A 23031-nucleotide genomic window follows, 5' to 3' on the forward strand; every position below is an offset into this window, starting at 1 on the left:
GCTTTATTTGCCGGAAAGATCATCGTGCTCGGTAGCGCGAAGGATCGTCAGATCATCCTTCAAGCGCTGTACGTTCTGCCGCCCCCCTTCGCCACCATGGTCGCGGACATGGTCGAACCGCTCGATGTGGTCCGCGAGCGCCTGAGCCAGCGAGGTCAGGCTTCGTTGTTTCGACGTCTCGAGCAGGTGGAGGTAGGTGTCGAGTGCCCGGCTCACGACTTGCACCGACGGACTGGAGCGCAGTGCAACGCGCGCACCGAGGTAGAAGCCCCACCGCCCGAAGACTCGGCCCCATGACCTCGCCAGCAACGTCGTCGGCAAATCGTCCTGAAGAGCGAAAGCCGGAGCAACGAAAGAGACCGGAAGCGCGGGGACCGCGCCGGTTAGCCCAGACACGTCATCGAGTCCGCGGAGCGCGATACGAGCGCTCGCATGGTGGATCTCGACGGCTCGCATCGCCGCGCTGGCAAACGACAGGGCGCGCGCGTTCGTTGCGAGTTCGAGTAGCCGCGTTGCGTCGAACGACAGCTCGTGAGTTTCGGACCACAGCGAGGAGGCGTTGTGGGCAACCTCGTCGATGAGCCGGTTGATTGTCCGGTCGATCGCTTTTGCGGGGTCTGCCTCGTAGCCGATTGCAGCGTGAACGGCATCGCGGCGCGCGGCAAGGGTTCGCAATGCGTCATCAAACTGCGCTCTCGTACTGGCGGTAGGCGCGTGCAACCTGAGCCGGGTCTGTAGAGCGTCAAGCACGTCGCGCCGTAGTGTCGCGAGTTGACGCCGACGTATTTCCGCTCGCTGCAACCGACACTGTGCCAGTGCTTCGGCAAACGGGCCATCGATCCACGCACGGCGCCATGGTGGGTCTTCTTCCCGTGTGCTGACCAGATAGACGGGAATTTCCAGCTGTGTGCTTTGCCAGAGCCCGCGAACGACGTGTTCGTAGATGCGCCAACGGTCCTCAGCACCGACAAGGTCGACCTTCGTAACGAGTACAACAACCCGTGCGCCATGGCCGGCAAGCTGTCGAACGAGGGCGGCCTCGTGAAGGGTGAGGGGGGCCGCGGCCGAGATGAGTACGACTGCGATGTCGCACCATGGCGCGGTAGTTGCGCCTGGCTGTGCAATGTCCCAATCCTTCCCGTTGTCCCAGGAGATGCCAGGGGTGTCGATGACGGTAGTGCCACCGGAGAGCAGCGCCGCGGGCGTTTCAAACGTGATCCGCGTCACGCCGCGGAAGTTCCGGACATTCGAATGCTCGTCGACAAATTCGGCTATGCGGGCGCGGTCAATCAGCTCAGCCTTCGACACGGCAAACTCAACGATCCCGCGCTCCACTTTCCCGTAACGGATCTCGACCGGTACGGCAGTGGTTGGCAGCGCTGCGACGGGTAACAGGGCGTTGCCTATCAGGCTGTTAAGCAACGACGACTTTCCGGCACTCACGGCACCGAAGAACCCGACGACGACGTCCGGCGACGTCAGATGTCGTGCGAAGTCGATGCAACGGCGGTGAAGGTCACCGAGCCCGTGCGACGCGGTGATCCTTTCCAGCTCGCCTGCGAGCGGTTGAGCGGGCCGACTGACCGGGACGGGTTGTGGGCCGGGCGACCCGGGACCGTCGAGCGTCTCTCCCGTCCGTGTCGTCATATCGAAGTCCTGCGCGAGTGCATTTTCCAGCCCGTCGAGCAAGGTCATCAAATGACCGACGAGTCGGCAGGCGTCTTCCTCTTGCGCCTCGGTCAACACACAGCCTTCCCTGACGTCGGCTCCATTCGCAGCGCGTGGATCAAGTTCGGCGAGCGCGAGCATCGCTTCACTGACACGGAGCCTGCAGGATTCGATGGAGCTTCTGTGCGGCGCGGGCAGGGAAAACTCATGGCGAGCGGTGATCGTCTGCATGGCCTTGCGGATCAACTCGAGTTCACTGAGCATCATCTGGTGCTGGACCGGAACGGCGTCAGCGACGCGGGAGGAAAAGGGCGAGCGTTGCATGACCGGATCGAGATAGTGCAGCGCATCAGTGAGACACGCATCGATGCGAACGAAGACATCTCCGACGCGCCGGGCATACGCCGCGGGGAATGTGTGTGTCCTGTCGCTTCGCTGCATGGTGGTCTCTCTGTTCAGGTGGCCGCCAGTGTCTGCAGGATCTCGCTCCAGCCGGCGCACCACCCGATGGCAGCGATCAGTGCACCCCGATCCACCGCGGTATCTGTTCCGCGGCTGTCCCAACGAAAGGAATGCTCGAAGCGCGCGAGATGCTCTGCAATGTGGGATACCGCCACACCGTGGTGCTGCAGCACAGTCGAACCATCGTGCTCCATTGCTTCAATCAGATGAGCGCGGCAAAGAACGTCGTCGCCACCGGCTCCGGCGCATTGACCGCAGACGTAGGGCAGCCATCCTTCGCGATTCTCGACTGCGAATGCGCGCGCATTGGTGAGATCCCGACCCTGAGCAAGGCGTTCCTGCGGAGCGTTCCCCGCAGATTCGGGGCCGTAGCCCAGCGTGCACATATGACATGGCCCAGAAGGACGCAGTCGATGCCGCGTCACGCCCGGCGGCGCCAGACTGTACACGCCATGCCCGGCAAGCAGGTGCGCGGCACGCCGCATCAGTTCGTTGTACAGAATTGTGCTGCCGTGGATCAGATGCGGGCGAAAGGCCGCCTCGACGCAGAAAAAGGAAAGGGCATGCCGCGCGCACATTCCCCAATGGGCATAGAGGCGCGCTCTCACGGCCGCATCCATGATGCTGCCCTGGATAAACCACCAGAGAAAGTCGATCTCGCCGTCAGACAACGCCAACGGCAGCGACGAGTGCGAAGCGCAATGGGAAGGGGCAGGCATGAGGCGCTGTCCGGTAAGCCAAACGGAAAACAAAACCTGGACAGGGGCATTGAGATGACCCGACAGCTCCCGACCAGGAACCGTAGGCATCATCAGCCGGGCGAAAACCGGCGGTTTGAGGAGGTATGCCATCTCCCGCAACTTCATTCTAGTGACGCCGCCTCGAATTGGCAACGGATCACCCCTGCGGGCATGAGCGTTGTCCTACACTGTCGCTAAGGGGGCAGGGAGGCTCGAAAATGGCGGCACTATCCGGGAACACGAGACGTGCACTGCGGGGGCATCTTTGGCGTTTGCTGGACCTCCTCGAAAAGGTGCGGGAGACGAGTGGCGCCCAGGCGAGCAGCAGCGCTCACATCAGCTATGTGCGTCGTCCCGCTGGCGACGAGCTCGACCATGTCCAGCGCTTCCTCGAAGACTTCGACAAAGAGGTCGACCGGGCGGCGTTTCAGTGGGGGATCGACATCGAGGGGGAGCCGATTGATGCGAGGCACGCGCTGTCTGTCACGTTGCAGTTCGTCGGGATTGCGATCGATGAGATGTCGCCGGCGCGCCTGTCCGGCTTCGGGGCGCTGGATCCGGTGTTCGAGACAGATTACGCCGCGTTTATCGAGAGACTTCGCGCGCATCTTGACGCCGTGCAGCGTTCGCTTGACCTACGGTAGACCGATATACGATCCGCCGATGCCGTAGTAGTCCATAACGGTCCCCCCTTAGCTACGCAGCGTTGCCACAAGCCGCTTCGTGCGCAGCAGCAGTCCCAGACCGTCGACCGCGTGACGAACCACGACATCGGCAACGTCCATTGCATCAATGGCGAGTCCCTCGGTGCCGAGCACGGCGATCGCAAGCGCCGACTGCTTGAGCATGAGTGCGTCGTTGCGCCCATTACCGATTGCCACGACGCGATCCGGGCCAAGGCGACGAACATAGTCGCTTTTGGCGAGCGCCTGTCCCGCAGCGGGCAGGCAGACGATTTCCACCGGACAATTGCGTAGATGCTCGCGCGCGTCGCCGTAGGTATTGCCCGTGACCACGTGAAGATCGAGCTCATTGGCGAGCGCCGCCAGACGTGACTCGACGCCATCGAGCAAACGCCCATCGGCGGCAAGCGTGCCGTTGAAGTCAAGCACAAGATGCTCGAGGTTGAGGGTACGAAACCCCGGGATGTCGATGACGATCATCCGTCTCTCCTTGCTCGCCTTGCGGGACACCGGGCCCCTGCCGTGGCGCGACCAGGCGATTCGCCCGCGCCATCCTGGAGCTTGGGGAGACAGACATGCGCAACAGCGCGGCCCGACGTCCGGACGGCTGCAGGCATCATTAGCCGGGCCAAGCCGGCGGTTGGTGGAGAATGCCATCTCCGTAAGATTCATGATTCAACTCTAGACAATGCCGGGAAGCTGCGCAATCCGGTTTTTGACTGGCGCAGATGGTGCTTTAGCCTGGTTTCGGGAACAACATGCCTTTGGAAGTGCTACGGGCCTGACAGTGGCGAGTGCAAAACATGCGTGTTACACTGGTTCGAAAGGAGATGGCATTCCTCCTCAAACCGCCGGCTTGGCCCGGCTAATGATGCCTACGGTCCCTGGGTCAGGAGGTCGTGGGCATTGCCAAAGCGTCCTGCTACCCGGATTTGTTCAATCTACGAATCTGGTATTTCATGCGATCTGTTCCTTTTCCGTGCCTTGCGAGGCGTGGTGCACACACGCGTTCGTTTTCTCTCAATGTGGCAGCCAGCTTGTCCGTTTGGAGGCGCCCATGAAGGGGAGTCAGCTGACTATCTACGCTGCGAACCAGAGCCACCGTGTGAAACACATGACCGTGGTTGAATGGTTGCTCCATGAAGCCAAAGAGGCCGGTATCGTCGGCGCGACGGTCGTCGAGGTGGCAGAGGGCGTGGACGCGAAGGGCCGATACCACGCGGCGCGTTTCTTCGAACTCACGGATCAACCGGTCGCTGTGACGTTGATTGGCGAGGACGAAAGGATAGATGGAATGCTGGCTCGACTGCGGGCCGGCGGCATTCGCCTTTTCTATACCCGCACACCGATCGAGTACGAGACCCTGGGAACGGTGGGAGGCCAGTGATGGATTTCAACACTATTCCACCCGGCGATAACGTTCCGCTGGAAGTCAATGCCATCATCGAGATTCCCGCCCAGAGCGAACCGGTGAAATACGAGGCAGATAAACACCTCGGACTCCTGAGGGTTGACCGGATCATGAGCGCCGGTATGCGCTACCCCGGCAATTATGGCTTCATTCCGCAGACACTTGCCCGGGACGGCGATCCGCTGGACATCATCGTAATCGCGCCATTTCCGCTCGAGCGGCTGTCGCTCATTCCCTGTCGGCCGGTGGGACTACTGAACATGACCGATCAGGCCGGCCCTGACGAGAAGGTGATCGCGGTGCCGACGGACGGTGTCTGCCCGGCGACCCGCAACATCACGGACCTGGGTGGCGTTGGCGAGTACACGTTGAACCAGATCCAGTTTTTCTTTGAAAACTACAAGAAGCTCGAGCCGGGCAAGTGGGTGCAGTTCGAGGGGTGGGCGGATATCGACGCGGCGTATCAGGCAATCCGCGGCGCGGTGGCGGCGTTTCACGACGCGCATCCCTGAATCCGTCTTCCTCTGATTGCGAGGTGGCCACGCGTAAGCCCGGCTACCGTATTTAGGTGCCGAGTCGACAGGAGCCGCGATGAGCAACCACGCAGTGATTGACAGGATAGAGGCCGACGAAATCCTCGATTCGCGCGGCAATCCAACGGTCGAGGTGACCGTCACGCTGGGCAATGGAATCAGCGCCAGCGCGGCAGTGCCTTCCGGGGCATCGACGGGCGAGTTTGAAGCGGTCGAACTTCGTGACAGGGATCCCGGGCGATATGGGGGCAAGGGCGTACTGCGCGCGGTCAAACACGTGAACGAAGAGATCGCGTGGGCGCTGACGGGCATGAGAGCGGACGATCAGCGACTGATTGACGAGAAGCTCATCGAGGTGGACGGCTCCGAGACGAAAGCGGTGCTCGGTGCGAATGCGATTTTGGGCGCTTCACTTGCCTGCGCGAAAGTCGGGGCAGTGGAGAGCGGCTTGCCGCTGTTCCGGTATCTAGGGGGAACAAACGCCCACGTGCTGCCTGTCCCGATGTTCAATGTACTGAACGGCGGCAAACACGCGCACCGTGGCCCGGATGTCCAGGAGTACAAGCTGGTGCCGCTGGGTGCGCCGACGTTTCGCGAGGCCCTGCGGTATGGCGCGGAAACGTACCACGCGCTCGGCGCCGTGCTGGCCGAGGGAGGCGCGTCCACGAATGTGGGTGACGAAGGCGGCTATGTTCCCCAGTTGCCCTCGAACGCGGTTGCCGTGGAACTCATCCTGCGGGCGATAGAGCGCGCAGGGTACCGGGCCGGAGAGGATATCGCGATTGGTATCGATCCGGCGGCAAGCTCGTTCTACGAGGATGGACGCTATCACCTAAACCGGGATGACAGGGTCTTGACGTCCGCGGAAATGATCGCGTACTGGGCGGACTGGGTGGGCCGCTATCCGCTGATATCGCTTGAGGATCCCCTTGCGGACAGTGACTGGGAAGGGTTCGCCGCATTGACGCGTGAGCTGGGTAGCCGCGTCCAGATCGTGGGCGATGACCTGTTCGTGACGAACCGGAAGTTCCTGCAGCGAGGCATCGATGAGCACTGCTGCAACAGCATCCTCATCAAGCTCAACCAGATCGGCACCGTGACGGAAACGCTGGATACCGCGCAGCTCGCATTCTCCGCTGGATATACCTGCCTTGTCTCGCACCGGTCCGGTGAAACGGAAGATACGAGTATTGCCGATCTCGCGGTCGCGCTGGGTTGTGGCCAGATCAAGTCCGGCGCCCCGGCGCGCGGAGAAAGGGTGGCGAAGTACAACCGTCTGCTCGCCATCGAGAGAATGCTCGGTGACGACGCGCGGTTTGCAGGGCGCTCCGCGTTCCGGCAATCCCGTCATAGCTAGGCCGGCAACGGCAGTCGCTGGCACCTGGAGAAAGTGCAGATGGCAACGTCCGCGTCGATCGCTCGCGTCATCGGAGAAGAAGTCCTGGATTCCCGGGGCAATCCGACCGTGCAGGTTACCGTCGTGCTCGACGACGATTCTCTCGCGCACGCAACGGTGCCATCGGGCGCGTCGACCGGAGAATCGGAAGCCATCGAGTTGCGTGATGGCGACCGTCAGCGGTATGGAGGCAAGGGCGTCCTGAACGCAGTCAGGCACGTCAACGAACTGATTGGCCCCGCGCTGATGGGCCTGCTCGCCGATGACCAGTGGCGTATCGACGCCGTGTTGATCGAACTCGACGGGACCGATTTCAAGTCCCGTCTTGGCGCCAATGCAACACTGGGCGCGTCCCTCGCATGCGCGCGCGCTGCCGCGCAGGCCTGCCGCCTGCCGCTTTTCCGGTATCTCGGTGGGGACGAGGCGCGGGTTCTGCCCACGCCAATGCTCACGGTGATGGACGGTGGCATCCATGGGAACGACGGGCCCGACCTTCAGGAATTCATGCTGGTGCCCGTCGGCGCACCGACGTTCAGGGAGGCACTCCGGTTTGGGGTGGAAACGTACCACGCATTGCGTGATCTGCTGGTCGAACGTCACACCTCGACGAACGTCGGCGACGAGGGGGGATTTGTGCCGGCGCTTTCGTCCAATCGTGCGGCGCTCGACCTGGTGATGCAGGCAATCGAGCGCGCTGGATACAGGCCAGGGGAAGACATCTCGCTGGCCATTGACTTCGCCGCGACCGGCCTTTGGCGTGACGGTCGATACCGGCTGTCGCGTGAGGGGCGTGACTATTCGGCAGACGAGATGGTGGGACTATGCCGGGAATGGGGCGAGCAATACCCGCTGGTGTCTGTCGAGGACCCACTCAGGGACAATGACTGGGGCGGCTATGCCCAGTTGACGCGCGAGCTCGGCGACCGGATGCAGATAGCGGGCGATGATCTGTTCGTGAGCAACCGTCCGTTTCTCGTAAAGGGAATCGCTCAGGGTTGCTGCAACTGCGTCGTCATCAAGCCCAATCAGGTTGGAACGGTCACCGAGACCCTGAACACTGCGCGTATGGCACTCGCTGCAGGATATTCGTGCATGGTCGCCCATCGTTCAGGGGAAACAGAAGACACAAGCATTGCTGATCTGGCAGTGGCGCTGAATTGCGGCCAGATCAAGGCCGGGGCGCCGGCGAGAGGGGAGCGCGTCGCGAAGTACAACAGGCTTTTGACCATCGAGGCGAGGCTTGGCGAACGCGCACAGTATGCTGGGCGCGCGGCGTTCCAGCGCAGGCGTTGATCGCTGGTGCACCGTGAGCCGGGAGGGAGGAGATCGTGGATGGCGTGCCGAGGCTACTTCATGACCGGGAGCTATTTGAAGCATTGTTGACACACGTACGGACACTCGATGATGCGATTCGCGAAGGCGCCGTCTTTGGCTATCCGGCAATTTTTATCGACGATCGCGTCGCGTGCTACGTGTACGGCAGCGGAATCGGTATCAGGTTGCCCGCAGGTTTCGCGCAGCGCCTGGTCTATCGTGGAAGTGCATTTTATTTTCAGCCCTATGGGCGCTCCGTCATGCTGCAATGGGTGGAGATGCGCGTTTCCCGCGACCAGCTGGATGAAATCACTGATGTGCAGAGCGTATCAATCCGCTTCATGAGGGCGCTTGGAGAGAGTGCCTGACCGGATCTCGCGCACCGGGTCGGCGGCCGCGCGTTCGCGGCGTCGCAGCATGCGTGACGCCCTTAGTCATGCACTAGAATTCGTTGTGGGGCCTTGCGCCCTGGGGCTGCCGACTTCGTGACGGCATCCTGGTGTCGTTGAAGGAGGCAGACATGAACGGCTACCAGCTCACTTTCTATACCGAAAAGAATCGCCGCCACGGCCACCAAACCGTCGCGGACTGGCTGCTTCATGAAGCGAAGCAACTTGGTATTCATGGTGCGACGGTCATCAATTGCGCAGAGGGAACGGGGCATGCGGGGGCGCACCATGCCGCACACGTGCTCAGCCTCACCGATCAACCTGTCCAGGTCATCCTTGCCGTTACGGAAGACGAGGCCGACCGGATGATGGATGTGGTGAAAACCGAACACGTGCACGTGTTTTATACCCGCTCGCCTGTCGAATTTGGATTGGTCGGCGATGACGAACACGAAAGCGCCGGGAAGCATTTCTCTCTCTTCCACCGGCGGCCGCACTAGAAGAAGGTTGCAGGCTTGCATGTATCGAGGCGTCTCCTATACTCGATACTGTTGTTTGCGGAGATGGCATCCTCCCTTAACCGCCGCGTCGTCTCCATGTGGCTAATGATGCCTACCAGTCCCCGGTAGCCGGGGCCGGTAGGTATTTTTGGCCGGCTCGCATTCACGAGCATCCCGGGCATATTGATGCCAGAAAAAAGTGAAGAACATGGGATGCACCGGCGAGCGTTCATGGCAAATCCCCTGCTGCGTTGACCTTTGCTCGCCCGCATGGGCAGGAGCACGGCCATGAGCGCACGCGACATCCTGCTTCAGATCGCCCAGGTGGTGACCGTGCTCGCCCTCTCGCCGCTGCTGCAGGGCGTGATCCTGCAGTGGGAGGAGCGCATCCAGCGTGGGCGGGGGCCGGGCATCTTCCAACCCTATCGCGACCTGCGCAAGCTTTTCCGCAAGCAGATTGTTGTGCCCGAGACGGCGTCGTGGATCTTCTGGTGCGCGCCGGTCGTGGCGTTCACATGCATGATGACGGTGCCGATCCTGATCCCGGTTCTCACCGATTTTCCGCTGCCACTCTCCGACATGGGCGACATACTGGGTGGCGGCCTCATTCTCACCCTGGGTTCCTTCGCCATTGTCCTGGCGGGCCTCGACTCGGGCAGCGCCTATGGCGGCATCGGCTCGAGTCGTTCCGTCATGCTCGGCATACTGGCTGAGCCAACGTTGATTCTCGTGCTCGTAGGTATTACGTTGCTCGCCAAGGCGATGTTGCCGTTCGTGGTGAATCACCTGCTCGTTCAGCAGCCCGCTGTGTACTGGAGCCCGGCGCATCTCTTTCTCGTCTTCGCTTTCTTCGTGCTGCTGCTCGTGGAAACGGACCGGCTGCCGATTCATTCGAGCACGCATATCGAGGTATACATGATCGAGGAGGCACGTATCCTCGAATATTCCGGCCCACTCCTGGCACTCCTGAAGTGGGCATCGATGATGAAGCAGTTCATCCTTTTCACGATCTTCTGCAACGTGCTCACCCTGCCATGGGGGCTTTCGCAGCGCGGTACCGCGATCGGTGCGATCGGTGCGGCGGCAGGGCTATTTGCTCGGATGCTCGTCGTGGCGCTCGTGATCGTCCTCGTTGAAACGGCCCAGTCCCGACTGCGCTTTTTCCGCTATCAGGAGCCGCTTGCGGCGTCTTTCATGCTCGCCGTACTCGCGATCGCTGCAAACCAGTTGCGGTGACGCCATGCTACTTGCCCACCTGAATCCTCTGGCGGCGTCCCTGTTCAGCCTGCTGGCGATCGGTAGCCTCCTGCTGGCGTTCGTCATGCTCGGCTCGCGCTGGCTCAAGGACTACCTGCTCGCCTTCATGGCGGAGTCATGGTTGATCGCGATCCTGTCGGGCGCTGTCGGCTATTTCGGTAACTACCACGAACTCTATCTGGTGGCCGTGCTCACGGCACTCTTCAGAGGTCTCGTGCTGCCATACCTGATCTGGAGGATTATTGCGCGCCTGTCTGTCGAACGCGAGCTGCACGTCACGTTGCAGCCGAGTTCGAGTCTCGTGCTCGGTGCGTTACTCGTGCTCTTTGCCTTCGTCGTCTCGAATCATCTGGGCAACTCGCTGGGGCTGGGCGGCACGGTGGTCGTGCTTGCATTGACGGTGATGCTGTCGATGAAACTCATCGGTTTTCTGATGCTTGCCGTGCGGCAGGAAGCGATCAGCCAGGTGCTTGGGCTGCTGGTTCTCGAAAACGGAATCTTTCTCGGCTCACAGATTCTGGTCCCGGGTATGCCGCTTCTCATCGAACTTGTCCTCCTGTTCGATCTTCTCGTCATCGTGGTGAGCTTTGGTGTGCTTGTGCGCTACCTGGTCGCGCACGTGGGCAGCACGAGCAGCCATGAACTCAGGCGTCTGGTGGGGTGATCATGATCGAAGCATGGCTGGCGATCGTCGTCCTCGCACCGGTGCTGGCCGCCCTGCTGGCTGGCGTCAGCCAGCACGTGAGAATGGCCGAGTATGCCAACCTCGCGGCCGCAGTCCTTTGTCTCATTGCGTCGTTTTGGCTGGTCGTCCATGTTGACGGATCGAGGACGTTCATCAATGGTTACGTTCTCTTCGACGGCCTCGGCGCGTGGACACTCGTTTGTACCTGCGTCGTCTATTTCCTGGCCTCCGTCTACGCTGTCGGCTACATGCGTCTTCTCAAGGAGGAGGAGGGGCGCTTGCCCAGCTTCTACGCATTGTTCGCGTTGTTTGCCGCGACGATGATCTGCGGCCCGTTGATGAACAACATCGGCGTCTACTGGATCGCCATCGAACTGACGACGCTGGTGAGCACGTTTCTGGTGGGCTTCGAGCGCGGGCAGGAAGCCATCGAGGCGGCGTGGAAATACATCATCGTCGTGTCCGCTGGCATCAGCCTCGCGCTGCTCGGGACAGTGCTGTTTTACTGGGCGGGCAGTCTTGTCCTCGGCCCGACCTATGACATGACGTGGGATACCTTGCGTCGGGCCGCGCCGCGCATGAGTCCGGCGCTTACGCAGATGGGCTTTCTTCTGGTGCTTGTCGGTTACGGGACAAAAGCGGGGCTCGCGCCCATGCACACGTGGTTGCCTGACGCCCATAGCGAGGGGCCGGCGCCCGTATCGGCCATGCTGTCAGGGGCGCTGCTGAACACGGCGATGCTCGGCGTCGCGCGCTTTCTGACCATTACGGATGCGGCGAGCGGATCGATGCTCCCGCGGACTGTTCTCGTCGCCTTCGGCGCTTTCTCGCTGTTCGTCGCTGCGCTCTTCATCGTGCGGCAGCAGGGCATAAAGCGGCTCATGGCGTATTCGAGCGTCGAGCATATGGGTGTGCTGGCACTTGGCTTTGGGTTCGGCGGCTCACTTGCCATTGCCGCGGTGCTGTATCACATGCTCAACCATTCGCTGAACAAGTCGCTGATGTTCTTCGGCGCAGGGAACGTGATGCGTGTCTACGGGACGAAGGACATGGATGCCATACGGGGCGTCTGGTCACGCTTTCCGGTGAGCGGCGCATTGTGGATCGCAGGGGCGGTCGCGATCACGGGGGCGCCGCCCTTCGGTCTTTTTCTGAGCGAGCTGGCGTTGATGCGCGCGGGGTTCGCAACCCCTAATGCGTGGGCAGTTATCGTGCTCCTGCTGCTCCTGATCGTCATTTTCATCGGATTCCTGAATCACTTTCGGTCCATGTATTTCGACAACCGGACTCCGGATGCCGCCGTCGCATCTGTCGCCAACGGCGTCGAGGTCAGCCTATGGATGACGCTGCCAATGTGGATGGCGCTTGTACCCGTATTCGTGCTCGGGATCTGGTGGCCGCAGGAGCTGTGGCGCTATTTCGGTATCGTCGCGGCAGATCTGGGGGGAGGCGCGCGATGACGAACTGCGAGTACGTGACGCTGTCGATAGACGAGCTTGTGGGGCGTGCGCAGGCGCTGGTCGCCGCAGGTGGCCGCTTTCAGGGCGTGTATGCGTGGTTCCCACCCGCATTGGACGCAGAACTGCGATACGTCGCCACCTTGCCGGGTCAGGAAACGTTCGCTGGCTGGCGCGTTCCGGTGAGCGGGCACGCCGTGCCTAGCCTCGCTGCGATCAGTCCACTTCTTGGCTGGCACGAGCGAGAAGTCATGGAAATGAGCGGTGTCGCGTTCTCGGGACACCCGGAACCCGAGAGACTGGTGACGGCGTTCCTGCCGCGCACCGAAAGCGGTCCCCTGGAGCCCGGCAATGCACACGGCGGCATGGCCGGAAAGCTGCCAGCACCGCTACTGCCAGCGGTATCGGGCAAGCACGTGCAGCTGCTTCCCTTCGGACCGGTGCGGGCGGACGTAGTAGAGTCCGCCCAGTTCATCTTCTACTACCTTGGCGAAGGCATCCTGCACTATCACCCAAACCTGTTTCTCAAGCATCGCGGGATGGAGAAGCAGTTCGAGGGCATGGATGCTGGCTCTGCCACGTTGCTCGCCGAACGGGTGGTGGGCATTGACAGCGTGGCGCACGCGATCGCCTTCGTTGAAGCCATCGAGGATGCGGCGGACTGCGAAGTACCCGCAAGGGCCCAATGGTTCCGGCTTGTTGCTGCCGAGCTTGAGCGCATCTACAACCATCTTCATTACCTTGGGCACCTGTGCCACACAACGACCCTGAAGGTCGGCGAAGCGCAGGGAAAGCTGCTTGAGGAGCGGGCCAAGCAGATCAACGGCCGAGCCAGCGGCAGCCGCTTTCTGCGCAGCCTTGTGTGGCCCGGCGGCGTGCGGCGTGAGCTGGATCTCCAGCCCATCAGCGAAGGGCTGAGGGTATTGAAACCGCAGATTGACGAATACATCGGGCTGATTGAAAGAACGACCAGTCATCTCGACCGTTTGATTTCCACGGCACCCTTGAGCCAGCAGCTCGCCTTCGACCAGGGCGCGACCGGTCCGATTGAGCGGGCCTCCGGTGTGGATCGCGATCTGAGACGCGACCATCCGTATGCAGCTTATCGCACGCTGCAACCGGAGGTTGCCGTGGCACAGGAGGGGGATGCCGCGGCGCGGATGCGGGTTCGCATCGCGGAACTGCGCGCGAGTATCGCACTCGTCGACAAGGCCATCGCCGATGGTTTGCCGCAAGGCCCAATATCTGCGGGATGCGTACCGCCGGCGGGCACCGAGGGGCTCGGATGGGCGGAGTCCCCGCGCGGGACGGTCCTGTATGCCGTGCATATTGGCACCGACGGGCGGCTGCTACGCGTGAAGATCAAGTCGCCGTCGTTCGCAAACTGGCGTGTGTTTCCGTCGACCGTGCACGACAGCAACATGATGGACTACGCGATCAATGAGGCAAGCTTCGGGCTGACGATCTCGGGCTGCGCCCGGTAGCGTATGCAGACGTTTTGAGGAACGCACGCCATGTCACTCTGGACCTGGTTTGGACTCAAGGAAGGTAGCGCGAGCACCGACTGGCCGTTGAAGGGCGGCGAGGACGGACAGCAGGGCGTGCTCGGCATGCCGTGCTACGACCCGTCAAAATGCAGGCCAAACTGCGACGAGTGTGCACAGGCCTGTGTGACTCACGCGATCAGCTTCAGGTCGCAGGAGGAGGCAGTGACACCGGAGGTTGACTGGGGACGCTGCATCGTGTGCCAGCGCTGTACGGAAGTCTGCCCGGCTGCCGCCTTTACTCCGTCAACGGACTGGGCACTGGGTGTCAGCGAGCGACTCGACCTCAAATGGGACACGGCATTTAGCGAGCGCATCTCTCGTGACGTCGTAGAACATGGGTGTCGCGCGTTTGGACGCAGCCTGCATATCCGGCACGTCGACGCGGGGTCGTGCAACGGCTGCGAGTCCGAGCTGCAGGCGTTGAACAATCCCTTCTATAACCTGCACAGGCTGGGGATTTTCTTCACGCCATCGCCTCGCTTCGCCGACGTGCTGCTGGTCACAGGGCCCGTCACGAAGGCAATGCACGGACCGCTTCTCGAAACCTGGGAAGCGATGCCCGCGCCACGATGGGTGATTGCAACCGGCACCTGCGCGGTCTCGGGCGGCGTGACGGGCGGCAACTACGCATCGGGCACCGGGCTTGACGGTGTCGTGCCCGTCGATATCTATCTGCCAGGCTGCCCGCCCAACCCCGCAGCGTTGATTCACGCGCTGTTGATGATCGTCGGGCGGGCGGAGCAGCGAATGAGGGGAGGCCGGATTGAACGCTAACCAGTTGCTGGGCATTGCCGCTGCGGCCTGGGTGCTGGCCGCCATCCTGTCCCCACTGCGGGTCATGCATCGCGCGATCCGCGCGCTGCTTGGCGCAGGCTGTGCGCTCGGGATGCTCGCCTGTCTCGCAGCGTTGCCACTGGGCACGTCGCCAGCGGCGCTGGGCGTCTCCCTGGCGTCCCAGCCCGTTTCATTCGCGGTCGAACCGTCGGGTCTGTGGTTGCTGGGTTTCGGGCTTGTGCCGGCCATCTTCGCCTGCTGGCTCGGGTCTCCGCTTGCGGGGCGCTCGGGCCGCTGGTACGCGGGCGCGGCATTCAGCCTGCTCGGTGCGCTCGGCGTAATTGGCCTGCAGGACGGGATCTCCCTGCTGGTGGCGTGGGAGGTGATGAGCCTCGGAGGCGCGCTGATGCTTGCGGGGGAACGTGCTGAGGAAAATGAAGCAAAGCCGGTGTTGCTGATGCTTTCCCTTCTGGAGGTGGGCGCGGTCGCCCTCGTTTTTGCGATCATTGTGCTCGACCACGGCACGGGTGGCATCGGATTCGGGAATTTCGTTGCGAATGCGACGACGTCCAGCAATGTCGTGTCATGGTTTGCGGGCATCGCGCTTCTCGTCGGGTTCGGCGCGAAGCTTGGCTTGTTACCCTTCTATGAATGGTTTCCGCGGGCGTATTCAAGTGGCAGCGGGGCGACGGGCGCACTCTTTTCGGGTGTCGTGCTCAATGCCGCGTATTTCGCCTTGAGCCGCGGGTGGAACACGTGGCTCAACGTGGCTGTCGGGCCTGATACGGCGTTCGGCCTGGGCGTGATCGCCATCGCGGTCGGCGTCGTGAGCGCGATCCTCGCCGTGCTCTTTGCGTTCCAGCAGGACGACTGGCGCGCACTGTTGAGCTATTCGTCTGCGGAGAATGCGTCGATCGCCGTGGTCATGCTTGGCGTGACGCAGCTCTTTCGGGCCGACCATCTTGCGGACCTCGCCGGGCTGGCCTGGACGGTGACGATGCTGCATCTCGCCGGTCACGCGCTGGCGAAAGGCGCGCTCTTTCTGACCGCGGACGGCATTTATCTGGCCTCCGGAAGTTACGACATCATCCCGCGCGGCTGGCTGAAGCGCAGCGGCTTTCTGCTCGGGCTCGGGGCGGTGTTTGCCGTGATGAGCCTCGCGTCGGTCCCGCCGCAGGCGGGCTTCGTCAGCGAGTGGTATGTATTCCAGTCCGTTTTCCAGGGCTTCCACCTTTCGTCGTTTGTCGGCCGGCTTGCGCTGGTGCTTGCCGGCGCGGGACTTGCACTTGCAGCGGCTGTCGCGCTGGCGACGTTCGTCAAGGTCTTCGGTCTGGGGTTGCTCGGGTTGCCGGACGTCGACGTAACGCCGCTCGTGCCTCGCACAAATGCCGTGGCAGTGGGCATCCTTGGCCTTTGCGTCCTTGCAGTGGCAGTCGGCGCACCCCTCTGGCTGAACGCGCTGGCCGCAGACGCGCAGGCGCTTTTCAACGCCAACAGTCCGCAGGCCATGGTCGTTGGCTGGGTGCTCGTTCCCCTGACCAACAAGTTCGCCTTTATCTCGCCGTCGAAGCTGATTATTGTGATGCCGCTGCTGGCAATCCTGCCGCTCGCGCTGTTGTGGCTTACGAAGCGTCGCGCAGTCAGGCGCGTTCCGGTCTGGTTTGGCGGCATGACAACGAATGATCGGGACGCGATGACCACGGCACTGACATTCTCGAACGCGATGCGCACGTTCTACAGCTTTGTGTACCAGCCCACGATCAGTACTACGCGCGAGCACGAACAGCGCGAGTACTTCATCAAGCGCCTGGTGTTTTCGGCAGGTGTGACCGACCTGTTCGAGCGACACCTGTTCGATCCTGCGGTCCGGATTGTGAACCGGTGCGCGGAGAAGTTGCGCGCGCTGCAGTCGGGCAACCTGAATTTTTATCTTGCCTTGATCGGAGGGTTGCTGATCGCGATCCTTTTCCTCACGCTCCTGTAGCGCTCGTCCTGCCAGCCACGCCAAGCCCTGACGGGGCCGGGTTCGCCGCCTGCCTGGTGACTCGGCCGGTAGTGGGGTGGTGCGTCCTTTTTGCGACAGCCCGGTTGCAGCGGGAAACGTCGTCCCTTAAAATCGCACGGCTTTCGGAGATGGCATACCTCCCGTAACCGCCGCGTCAGCGGCTGATGATGCCTACGAGTTCCTGGGTGAAGGAGGTCGTAGGTCGTCCGTGCGGGGCCCCCGTCGCCCGGGTTTGATGAAGCTTCAAACCTGGAAAACATGAAAAACCTGAAGTCTCTCGAGCAGGTGGCCATGGTGCCTTACATGGCGCGCTGGCTGCTCCTGTCCTCCATTCTCGGCACCCTTGCCGGCACTGCATCCGCTGTCTTCCTCTACGCGCTTGATCGCGCAACCGATATCCGCCTCGACAATCCGTGGCTGCTGTGGCTTCTGCCATTGGCGGGCTTCGCCATGGGCTGGGTCTATCATCGCGTGGGGCAGTCCGTCGAAGGCGGCAACAACCTCCTGATCGACGAGGTGCACGACCCGAAAAAGATCGTGCCCAAGCGCATGGCGCCCCTCGTGTTGATCGCGACCGTCGTGACCCATCCCTGTCCTTGCCGGCCTCGGCTTCGTCGCCGTGTTTGCCGGTGCGGCGAATACGCCGATCGCATCGACCATCATGGCCATCGAGCTGTTCGGTTCGGACATCGCCGTCTATGCAGCGCTCGCGTGCGTTGTGGCCTATCTGGGGCGCTCACGGCAAAGGCCTTCATAACGTGCGCGCTGTCTTCCTTCCCTGCGAAGGGGCCGTTGTCGAGAGTTAAATCCGTTACGGGCCTCAGGGAGACGCCATGACGTGGGATGCAAAACAGGAGCGGTTACGGGTTTCGCGTCCTGATCGTTTTGACCATCGTTGCGGCGGCTTTCGCACCACTTGTGTTCCTTGCCGGTCGCATGGAATACGTCGTTCTTGGCGCCGCGCTTTGGGGCATGGGCATGGGGGTTCACGAGTCCATCATTCCCGCAGCCGTAGCACCGATGGTAAGTCGGTCGCGGCGAGCGTCGGCGTTCGGGGTGTTCACAGCCGCCTATGGGGTCTGCTGGTTTGCCGGTAGCGCATTGATTGGGTGGATCTACGACAGGTCGATTACAGGCGCAGTCTTCTTCTGCGTCATTTCGCAGCTGCTGGCACTTCCGGCATTCGTGTGGATCAGTCGTCGCAATACTCCGAGACGGCATTCAGGCGTCGCCGGAGAGTAGTGCTTTTGTTTGGATATCAGCGCTTCCCGGGAATCCAGGTGGGGGCAGGGCATGCTGATCCCGTCTCAGGGTGTGGCATAGGGCGGTGTTGAGCCGGTGTTCGATCAACGGATCCGATGCGTAGATAAGCGCCTCCGCGAAGTGCTTGATGCAGACCCCGGAAGTGAGCCGCGCAGCATGATCGTCATCCTGCGCTCGGGACACTTCCCGGATCAACCGGGCAATGGCTCTACGCGCCGCAATCTCTTCGGTGTCACAGCCAGGGCACGATTCGCGCGGAACGACTTCAGGCGCGTGCGACGTAGCATTCGCGCGGGCTGCGCTGCCGGCCGCATTGAACCAACGGAGCCGGCTACGCGGACGCCGTTTCGGAGCGTAGCTGGAGCCCGACGCGGGGGTGACTGGGCGAGCGGGTAGCGCGGTCTCGAGATAGCGCTGAAGCGCCGCGCGTTGCAGTTCCCTGTCTGGCTGGGCGAGGCAGAGGAACAGATGATTTCGGCAGGTCGGGAGCGTGATCCAGCCAGGTTGTTCAAGACGCACGTTCTCCGCGGCAGACGTCAGCCATTGGGTGCGCCCTGCGTGAATCGCCTCGCAGACCGGACACTCGCAAGGCGTCTGCCACCGGGGCGTTGCGTCGCGAGCCAGTGGGTAAAGAATATGTCGTACGGCGATGACGCATTCAGTGGAACTGGCGATCAACGGTGCGTCGAGTACTTCGATTGCCGTTCGTGCCATGTTGCGTAACTGGCGAATGAAACGCCCTCGCAGGGGTGGTTCCGTGCGTTGGACAAGAAGCTGGATGTGGATAAAGCACAGCGGCGGCACGCGAGCATGCCTGCCGGTATTTTCCAGCCCTTTTAAGACGCGGGCCAATGCACGTCCTTCGCTACGGTGAAAATACGCGCACGCGGGACAGCGCCCCCGGGCATTGAACAGGATGTCCTGAAGCAACTCGTCCTGCAGGGCCGCGCGCTCAAGCAATGAGCCGAGATGACGGGCTGCCTCGCAAATGGGGGCGTCAAGCGCGCGTGCTGTTTTGCGAGCGGATGCCAGGACGGTCGCATGGTCCGCGCAGAAACCCATGCTCGTCGCCACGGTCTGCGCAAGTAACGTTCGTGCGCGTGCATCGCGCATCAGACGTCCGAAGTATCTCGCGTCCGCTCCCGCAAGCTGCGCACAGACAACGCATTCTGGCCCCGCAGCCGAAACGGCATGGACCGGTGATTCTGACGGGCGCTTGCCTGCAGCGAAAAGATGTGTGGCGAAATGGTTGGTGTCTCCGGACAGGGGGGCTTGTGAAGAGGGCATGGCAGTCACGCTCTGGTTTCGCTTACGTGATCTGGGGGTGGCTCCGGTAGACGGCCCACGGCGCCCCCCGCAGGGGTCCGTAGGCATCATTAGCCGCACAGGGGAAGCGCGACGGTTGAGGGAGAATGCCATCTCCGCGAACTCAGTCCATCGCATATCGAATCGCTTCGGCAACGCAACAAACTGGGGAAGTTTGACGCATGCAGGGAGCCGCAAACACGTTGCGACGTGTGGGAACCGGCGATAAGATTGAGGCGTACTGGTGGAGATGGCATTCTCCCTGACCGCCCGCCCTGGGCTGATGATGCCTGCTGGCTTGATTGAAGGCAGCACTGGCACGACCACCAGTTCCCTTCATCCTGTTTGTGCCCGTCGCACGTCGACACACCGACGCTCGCCTGGGGCGAGAGCGATCGTGCTCGCCCTGGACACACGCAGACGCCTGTTGGTCCCGTTTCCAGTTGTTTACTTGCGATGGTCGCGCAAAACCGTGCGAGGCAAGGCCTATGGAACTCGACATCCAGCGCATCGAAATCTGGGAAGCCAACATTGCCGATCAGCCAGGCGGACTGGCGCACGCGCTTGATGCGCTGGATGACGCCGGCGTCGATATACAGTTCGTCGTCGCGCGGCGCGGTCCGACTGGCTCAAGACGCGGGCAAGTGCTCATTACGCCGCTTCGCGGAGATCATCAGGTCGCGGCGGCAGCGCGCGCAGGTTTCCATATGCCCGAGCATATCCACGCGATCCGCGTCTGCGGGGACAACCGCGCGGGACTCGCTACGGGCTTGCCAGGCATGATTGCGGAACTCGGCATCAATCTCCCCGGCTTCACGGCCTCGACGTTCGGTCGCGAGTTTGTCGCGTACATTGCTGCGGACTCGCAGCCCGATGTTGACAGGATCGTGCAGGCATTGCGCCAGCTTTGAGGGATTAGTTTTGTTGTTGAGATGGGCGAGCGGAGGTGTCCGATGGATCTTCGTGAGTACGAAAACGCAAAGTTTGAGCTCGCGGGAATGCTGCGTACCTTGTCGGATGCGACAAGGGAGATGGGTGAGCCGGTCGAGGCGCAGATTCGGGATCTGTTCGTTCGTCTCGCCGAGGACCGGTTCAACCTCGCGGTGGTAGGGCGCTTCGGGCGTGGGAAGAGTTCACTGATGAATGCTCTGATCGGCGTTGAGCGGCTGCCCACGGGGATTTTGCCGCTGACGGCAGTGATTACAGCCGTTGTCTATGGCAGCACCGAAAAGGTCATCATCCACTACGAAGGACGGCGCCTTTCAACGGAAATTGCGCTCGAAGAGCTTCCACATTTCATTACGCAACGGGCCAACCCGGGTAACGTCCGGGGCGTGAAGACCGCGGAGGTGCAACTGCCGGCCGAGCTGTTGCGTCGAGGTTTCCATTTCGTTGATACACCGGGACTGGGCTCAGCCATCGCGGAGAACACGCGAACGACAGAATCGTTCCTTCCTGAAGCCGATGCAATGCTCGTGGTGACGAGCTACGACAGCCCGATGTCTGAGGAGGAGTTTGCCGTATTACGTCTGGCTGCCAGATACGATCGCCGCGTGTTCATGGTGTTGAACAAGCAGGATACAGTGACGCAGGCACAACGGGAGGAAGGGCTCGCCTATGTGAATGAGCAACTGCAACGTGTGCTTGGACCTCGCGCGTCGCCACCGTTCTCGGTTTCTGCGCAGGATGGTCTTGCCGCAAAGTCTCGAGGTGATCGGGACGCACTGTGCAATAGCGGCGTGGCTGGCCTCGAAGAAGCCCTCGTCGCCTTCCTTCTGGAAGGCAAGCGGCGTGCATTTCTGGCCAGCTTTTGCGAGCGTGTCCTGGACGTTGCGAGGCAGGTGCCAACGGACGCGAAACTTGCCGCGGTGGCTCTCGATATCCAGAACTTCCGGAATCGGCTCGAAGCCGATCGCGCGATAGCGATCGGTTCCCGCACTGTACTTTCGATTGACGTCGAGCTTGGCTCACTGCAGAACCTCCAGCCCTGCGAAATCTGCGAGCGTATCCAGTCGGTGAGTTTCGACTTTTTGTGCCACTACCAGTACGAATTGAGCGTCAGCACGCAGTCGCAGGACCGTCATGCCCAGGCAAGAGGGCTGTGTATCACTCACACACGGCAACTCGCGGCGCTCGCGTCACCACGGGGCGTCGCGATTGGCTATCCTGCACTTCTCGGGACACTCTCCGCCACGCTCGAGCGCGCGGCACGCGCGGCTCAGGGCGGTAGTCAGGATGTCCTTGATCAAAAGGACGTGCTGCCCGATACGCACGAGTGCGAGTTGTGCAGATTGTGTATGGATACCTTGCATGCCACGATTGCAGAGATTGCCGGGCGCCTCGCGCAGGATCCGGCACACGCAGTGGATGCGTTGTCGGGGATCTGCATGCTTCACCTTCCAGCCCTGGTCGCCGGTCTGGGCGACACCGGACTGATGCGCGGCGTTCTCGCGCGCGAAGCCGCGATACTGTCGAGGCTTGCAGACGATCTCAGGCGCTATGCGACCAAGCACGATGCGATCCGCAGGCAGCTCGCCAGCGCAGAGGAGACACAGGCTGCGGAGAAGACCCTCAAGCTGATTGCTGGGCTTGTCAACGTCCATGTGCCATGGCCCGATGGGTGAGGAGGGTGCAGTTGGCCGAACTCCTTTGCTGAGCGCATGATCGGAAAGTTTCCCCGCGTAGTAGGCCGACAGTCAAGCAATCGCGAGGCGGGAGACTGCTCCGACGGTAGCGAAACCCAGTATGGTCATGACGAGAGAAGCCGAAAGATGAATGACAATTTCGCCGGCCGCCCAGCCAAACCGACCTTGCTGAAGATTGGTTGCGACTTCGGCAGAAAACGTTGAAAAGGTCGACAGGCCGCCCATTAATCCAGTCGTGACAAACAGGCGCCATTCTGGCGGAATCTGGGGTAAGCGCGCAAAAAAAGCGATGGCTACGCCGATGATGTAACCGGCAATGACGTTTGCCGCGAGCGTGCCTAACGGGAGATCTGGATACAATCCGTTCAGACGGACTCCAAGGAACCAGCGAAACAACGAGCCGAGCGCTCCACCGATGGCGACTGCGAGAACCGATTGAAACATATTCGATGCCCCCGTTTTGCTTTGACCTCGACGAACGCGAATACATGCCATTCGTCTGGCGGGTTGTAGGCATCATCGGCTCACAATGAGCGGTTAAAGGAGAATGCCATCTCCTGCGGACAGTCTAGCAGCTCGAAATTCAGCGTCAAGGCGCCTGCCTGGACGATGGCCGTAGACACGAGACCGCGAAAAAATTCGGCGGCCGCCATGATTGTCGCGCCGCTGGGAGTCCAGGAGGGCACTCCGCGAATGCCTCGGAGTGGCCAATTGTCCGCAAATCATATGTTTCCTGAACCCACACGGCCAGATATATCGCATTCCTAACCATAAATTATGCCGCCCGTTGCACTTTCGGTTGCAGGTGAAAATCCTGCTTTAATAGAAGCGAGATGAGCGTCGGACGCAGCTTTCGAGGTGGGCCTAGCCAAAGGAGTACGCAGGCGAGGGTGCGCGGCTGGCCCCTGGTTTGACTCGAGAAGCTTCGGCTTAACTGCGACAGGACCGCAAGCCTTGTCGCTGGAACGCTCATCGAGTCGTTAATCCACCTGGCGCT

The 23031-nt window shown here is 61.7% G+C and carries 21 protein-coding genes, 1 pseudogene and 8 riboswitches; of the genes and pseudogenes, 17 read left to right on the top strand and 5 right to left on the bottom strand.

Annotation, left to right across the window (positions count from 1 at the left end; all coding sequences use genetic code 11):
• Window positions 1-3 precede the first annotated feature (3 nt).
• On the bottom strand, window positions 4-2109 hold the full coding sequence (locus tag C7401_RS29605; RefSeq protein WP_112174950.1) for a dynamin family protein: 2106 nt from the start codon (window positions 2107-2109) through the stop codon (window positions 4-6).
• A gap of 14 nt (window positions 2110-2123) precedes the next feature.
• A complete protein-coding gene (locus C7401_RS29610) occupies window positions 2124-2849 on the bottom strand; it encodes a hypothetical protein (RefSeq protein ID WP_244314765.1) in 726 nt (241 codons plus the stop codon).
• A gap of 76 nt (window positions 2850-2925) precedes the next feature.
• Window positions 2926-2994: riboswitch (Fluoride riboswitch) on the bottom strand.
• 94 nt (window positions 2995-3088) lie between these two features.
• Between C7401_RS29610 and C7401_RS29615 the strand changes: the two genes are divergently transcribed.
• A complete protein-coding gene (locus C7401_RS29615; protein WP_133254424.1) occupies window positions 3089-3514 on the top strand; it encodes a hypothetical protein in 426 nt (141 codons plus the stop codon).
• A gap of 48 nt (window positions 3515-3562) precedes the next feature.
• Here the strand turns inward: C7401_RS29615 and C7401_RS29620 are convergent, their stop codons facing one another.
• Window positions 3563-4033: an HAD family hydrolase gene (locus C7401_RS29620; protein ID WP_112174953.1), complete on the bottom strand. Its 471-nt coding sequence runs from the start codon at window positions 4031-4033 to the stop codon at window positions 3563-3565.
• Window positions 4034-4156: 123 nt separating this feature from the next.
• Window positions 4157-4223: riboswitch (Fluoride riboswitch) on the bottom strand.
• A gap of 147 nt (window positions 4224-4370) precedes the next feature.
• Window positions 4371-4438: riboswitch (Fluoride riboswitch) on the top strand.
• Window positions 4439-4610: 172 nt separating this feature from the next.
• On the opposite strand from C7401_RS29620, the gene C7401_RS29625 reads away from it, so the two are divergent.
• The 14 genes and pseudogenes from C7401_RS29625 to C7401_RS46170 all read left to right on the top strand — a co-directional run bounded on the left by C7401_RS29625 (window position 4611) and on the right by C7401_RS46170 (window position 18063).
• A complete protein-coding gene (locus C7401_RS29625; protein WP_112174954.1) occupies window positions 4611-4940 on the top strand; it encodes a DUF190 domain-containing protein in 330 nt (109 codons plus the stop codon).
• The gene (ppa, locus tag C7401_RS29630; RefSeq protein WP_112174955.1) at window positions 4940-5476 is read left to right on the top strand and encodes an inorganic diphosphatase; all 537 of its coding nucleotides are present in this window, start codon (window positions 4940-4942) and stop codon (window positions 5474-5476) included. The genes C7401_RS29625 and ppa overlap by 1 nt, the downstream gene beginning before the upstream one ends.
• Window positions 5477-5555: 79 nt before the next feature.
• Window positions 5556-6854 carry a phosphopyruvate hydratase gene (eno, locus tag C7401_RS29635; RefSeq protein WP_112174956.1) on the top strand — a complete coding sequence of 433 codons (1299 nt, stop codon included), beginning with the start codon at window positions 5556-5558 and terminating at the stop codon, window positions 6852-6854.
• Between the two features lie 39 nt (window positions 6855-6893).
• Entirely contained in the window at window positions 6894-8186 is a 1293-nt protein-coding gene (eno, locus tag C7401_RS29640) for a phosphopyruvate hydratase (RefSeq protein WP_112174957.1), read from the top strand.
• A gap of 35 nt (window positions 8187-8221) precedes the next feature.
• Window positions 8222-8575: a hypothetical protein gene (locus C7401_RS29645; RefSeq protein ID WP_112174958.1), complete on the top strand. Its 354-nt coding sequence runs from the start codon at window positions 8222-8224 to the stop codon at window positions 8573-8575.
• A gap of 152 nt (window positions 8576-8727) precedes the next feature.
• Window positions 8728-9096, top strand: coding sequence for a DUF190 domain-containing protein (locus C7401_RS29650; RefSeq protein ID WP_112174959.1), 369 nt, complete (start codon window positions 8728-8730; stop codon window positions 9094-9096).
• 50 nt (window positions 9097-9146) lie between these two features.
• A riboswitch (Fluoride riboswitch) is annotated at window positions 9147-9218 on the top strand.
• Between the two features lie 166 nt (window positions 9219-9384).
• Window positions 9385-10332: a respiratory chain complex I subunit 1 family protein gene (locus C7401_RS29655; protein WP_112174960.1), complete on the top strand. Its 948-nt coding sequence runs from the start codon at window positions 9385-9387 to the stop codon at window positions 10330-10332.
• Between the two features lie 4 nt (window positions 10333-10336).
• On the top strand, window positions 10337-11017 hold the full coding sequence (locus C7401_RS29660) for a hydrogenase (protein WP_112174961.1): 681 nt from the start codon (window positions 10337-10339) through the stop codon (window positions 11015-11017).
• 2 nt (window positions 11018-11019) lie between these two features.
• Entirely contained in the window at window positions 11020-12498 is a 1479-nt protein-coding gene (locus tag C7401_RS29665) for a proton-conducting transporter transmembrane domain-containing protein (RefSeq protein ID WP_208948903.1), read from the top strand.
• Window positions 12495-13979, top strand: coding sequence for a hydrogenase large subunit (locus tag C7401_RS29670; RefSeq protein ID WP_112174962.1), 1485 nt, complete (start codon window positions 12495-12497; stop codon window positions 13977-13979). Before C7401_RS29665 ends, C7401_RS29670 begins: the two co-directional genes overlap by 4 nt.
• A gap of 30 nt (window positions 13980-14009) precedes the next feature.
• Window positions 14010-14816 (top strand): NADH-quinone oxidoreductase subunit B family protein, encoded by an 807-nt coding sequence (locus tag C7401_RS29675; protein ID WP_112174963.1) that lies wholly within the window; start codon window positions 14010-14012, stop codon window positions 14814-14816.
• The gene (locus tag C7401_RS29680; protein ID WP_224043848.1) at window positions 14806-16800 is read left to right on the top strand and encodes a proton-conducting transporter transmembrane domain-containing protein; all 1995 of its coding nucleotides are present in this window, start codon (window positions 14806-14808) and stop codon (window positions 16798-16800) included. Before C7401_RS29675 ends, C7401_RS29680 begins: the two co-directional genes overlap by 11 nt.
• Window positions 16801-16936: 136 nt before the next feature.
• Window positions 16937-17002: riboswitch (Fluoride riboswitch) on the top strand.
• A gap of 77 nt (window positions 17003-17079) precedes the next feature.
• Window positions 17080-17409, top strand: a pseudogene (locus C7401_RS29685) (voltage-gated chloride channel protein); the annotation flags it as partial.
• 255 nt (window positions 17410-17664) lie between these two features.
• Window positions 17665-18063 carry an MFS transporter gene (locus C7401_RS46170; protein WP_112174964.1) on the top strand — a complete coding sequence of 133 codons (399 nt, stop codon included), beginning with the start codon at window positions 17665-17667 and terminating at the stop codon, window positions 18061-18063.
• On the opposite strand, the gene C7401_RS44560 is transcribed toward C7401_RS46170, so the two are convergent.
• Entirely contained in the window at window positions 18043-19197 is a 1155-nt protein-coding gene (locus C7401_RS44560; protein WP_146758015.1) for a hypothetical protein, read from the bottom strand. The genes C7401_RS46170 and C7401_RS44560 overlap by 21 nt on opposite strands.
• Window positions 19198-19444: 247 nt before the next feature.
• Window positions 19445-19516: riboswitch (Fluoride riboswitch) on the bottom strand.
• A gap of 110 nt (window positions 19517-19626) precedes the next feature.
• A riboswitch (Fluoride riboswitch) is annotated at window positions 19627-19689 on the top strand.
• A 188-nt stretch (window positions 19690-19877) separates the two neighbouring features.
• Between C7401_RS44560 and C7401_RS29700 the strand changes: the two genes are divergently transcribed.
• Window positions 19878-20300 (top strand): ACT domain-containing protein, encoded by a 423-nt coding sequence (locus tag C7401_RS29700; RefSeq protein WP_112174965.1) that lies wholly within the window; start codon window positions 19878-19880, stop codon window positions 20298-20300.
• A 42-nt stretch (window positions 20301-20342) separates the two neighbouring features.
• Window positions 20343-22013 carry a dynamin family protein gene (locus C7401_RS29705; protein WP_181565722.1) on the top strand — a complete coding sequence of 557 codons (1671 nt, stop codon included), beginning with the start codon at window positions 20343-20345 and terminating at the stop codon, window positions 22011-22013.
• Window positions 22014-22085: 72 nt separating this feature from the next.
• On the opposite strand, the gene crcB is transcribed toward C7401_RS29705, so the two are convergent.
• Window positions 22086-22478 carry a fluoride efflux transporter CrcB gene (gene crcB, locus C7401_RS29710; protein WP_112174967.1) on the bottom strand — a complete coding sequence of 131 codons (393 nt, stop codon included), beginning with the start codon at window positions 22476-22478 and terminating at the stop codon, window positions 22086-22088.
• Window positions 22479-22537: 59 nt separating this feature from the next.
• Window positions 22538-22601, bottom strand: a riboswitch (Fluoride riboswitch).
• Between the last annotated feature and the right edge of the window lie 430 nt (window positions 22602-23031).

It is taken from the genome of Paraburkholderia unamae (assembly GCF_003268775.1).
GTDB lineage: Bacteria > Pseudomonadota > Gammaproteobacteria > Burkholderiales > Burkholderiaceae > Paraburkholderia > Paraburkholderia unamae.

Excerpts from the sequence above, each read along its gene's own strand:
- C7401_RS29605 (WP_112174950.1), bottom strand. The coding sequence starts at position 2,109 with ATGCAGCGAAGCGACAGGACACACACATTCCCCGCGGCGTATGCCCGG.
- C7401_RS29610 (WP_244314765.1), bottom strand. The coding sequence starts at position 2,849 with ATGCCTGCCCCTTCCCATTGCGCTTCGCACTCGTCGCTGCCGTTGGCG.
- C7401_RS29615 (WP_133254424.1), top strand. The coding sequence starts at position 3,089 with ATGGCGGCACTATCCGGGAACACGAGACGTGCACTGCGGGGGCATCTT.
- C7401_RS29620 (WP_112174953.1), bottom strand. The coding sequence starts at position 4,033 with ATGATCGTCATCGACATCCCGGGGTTTCGTACCCTCAACCTCGAGCAT.
- C7401_RS29625 (WP_112174954.1), top strand. The coding sequence starts at position 4,611 with ATGAAGGGGAGTCAGCTGACTATCTACGCTGCGAACCAGAGCCACCGT.
- ppa (WP_112174955.1), top strand. The coding sequence starts at position 4,940 with ATGGATTTCAACACTATTCCACCCGGCGATAACGTTCCGCTGGAAGTC.
- eno (WP_112174956.1), top strand. The coding sequence starts at position 5,556 with ATGAGCAACCACGCAGTGATTGACAGGATAGAGGCCGACGAAATCCTC.
- eno (WP_112174957.1), top strand. The coding sequence starts at position 6,894 with ATGGCAACGTCCGCGTCGATCGCTCGCGTCATCGGAGAAGAAGTCCTG.
- C7401_RS29650 (WP_112174959.1), top strand. The coding sequence starts at position 8,728 with ATGAACGGCTACCAGCTCACTTTCTATACCGAAAAGAATCGCCGCCAC.
- C7401_RS29655 (WP_112174960.1), top strand. The coding sequence starts at position 9,385 with ATGAGCGCACGCGACATCCTGCTTCAGATCGCCCAGGTGGTGACCGTG.
- C7401_RS29660 (WP_112174961.1), top strand. The coding sequence starts at position 10,337 with ATGCTACTTGCCCACCTGAATCCTCTGGCGGCGTCCCTGTTCAGCCTG.
- C7401_RS29665 (WP_208948903.1), top strand. The coding sequence starts at position 11,020 with ATGATCGAAGCATGGCTGGCGATCGTCGTCCTCGCACCGGTGCTGGCC.
- C7401_RS29670 (WP_112174962.1), top strand. The coding sequence starts at position 12,495 with ATGACGAACTGCGAGTACGTGACGCTGTCGATAGACGAGCTTGTGGGG.
- C7401_RS29675 (WP_112174963.1), top strand. The coding sequence starts at position 14,010 with ATGTCACTCTGGACCTGGTTTGGACTCAAGGAAGGTAGCGCGAGCACC.
- C7401_RS46170 (WP_112174964.1), top strand. The coding sequence starts at position 17,665 with ATGCAAAACAGGAGCGGTTACGGGTTTCGCGTCCTGATCGTTTTGACC.
- C7401_RS44560 (WP_146758015.1), bottom strand. The coding sequence starts at position 19,197 with ATGCGCGATGCACGCGCACGAACGTTACTTGCGCAGACCGTGGCGACG.
- C7401_RS29700 (WP_112174965.1), top strand. The coding sequence starts at position 19,878 with ATGGAACTCGACATCCAGCGCATCGAAATCTGGGAAGCCAACATTGCC.
- C7401_RS29705 (WP_181565722.1), top strand. The coding sequence starts at position 20,343 with ATGGATCTTCGTGAGTACGAAAACGCAAAGTTTGAGCTCGCGGGAATG.
- crcB (WP_112174967.1), bottom strand. The coding sequence starts at position 22,478 with ATGTTTCAATCGGTTCTCGCAGTCGCCATCGGTGGAGCGCTCGGCTCG.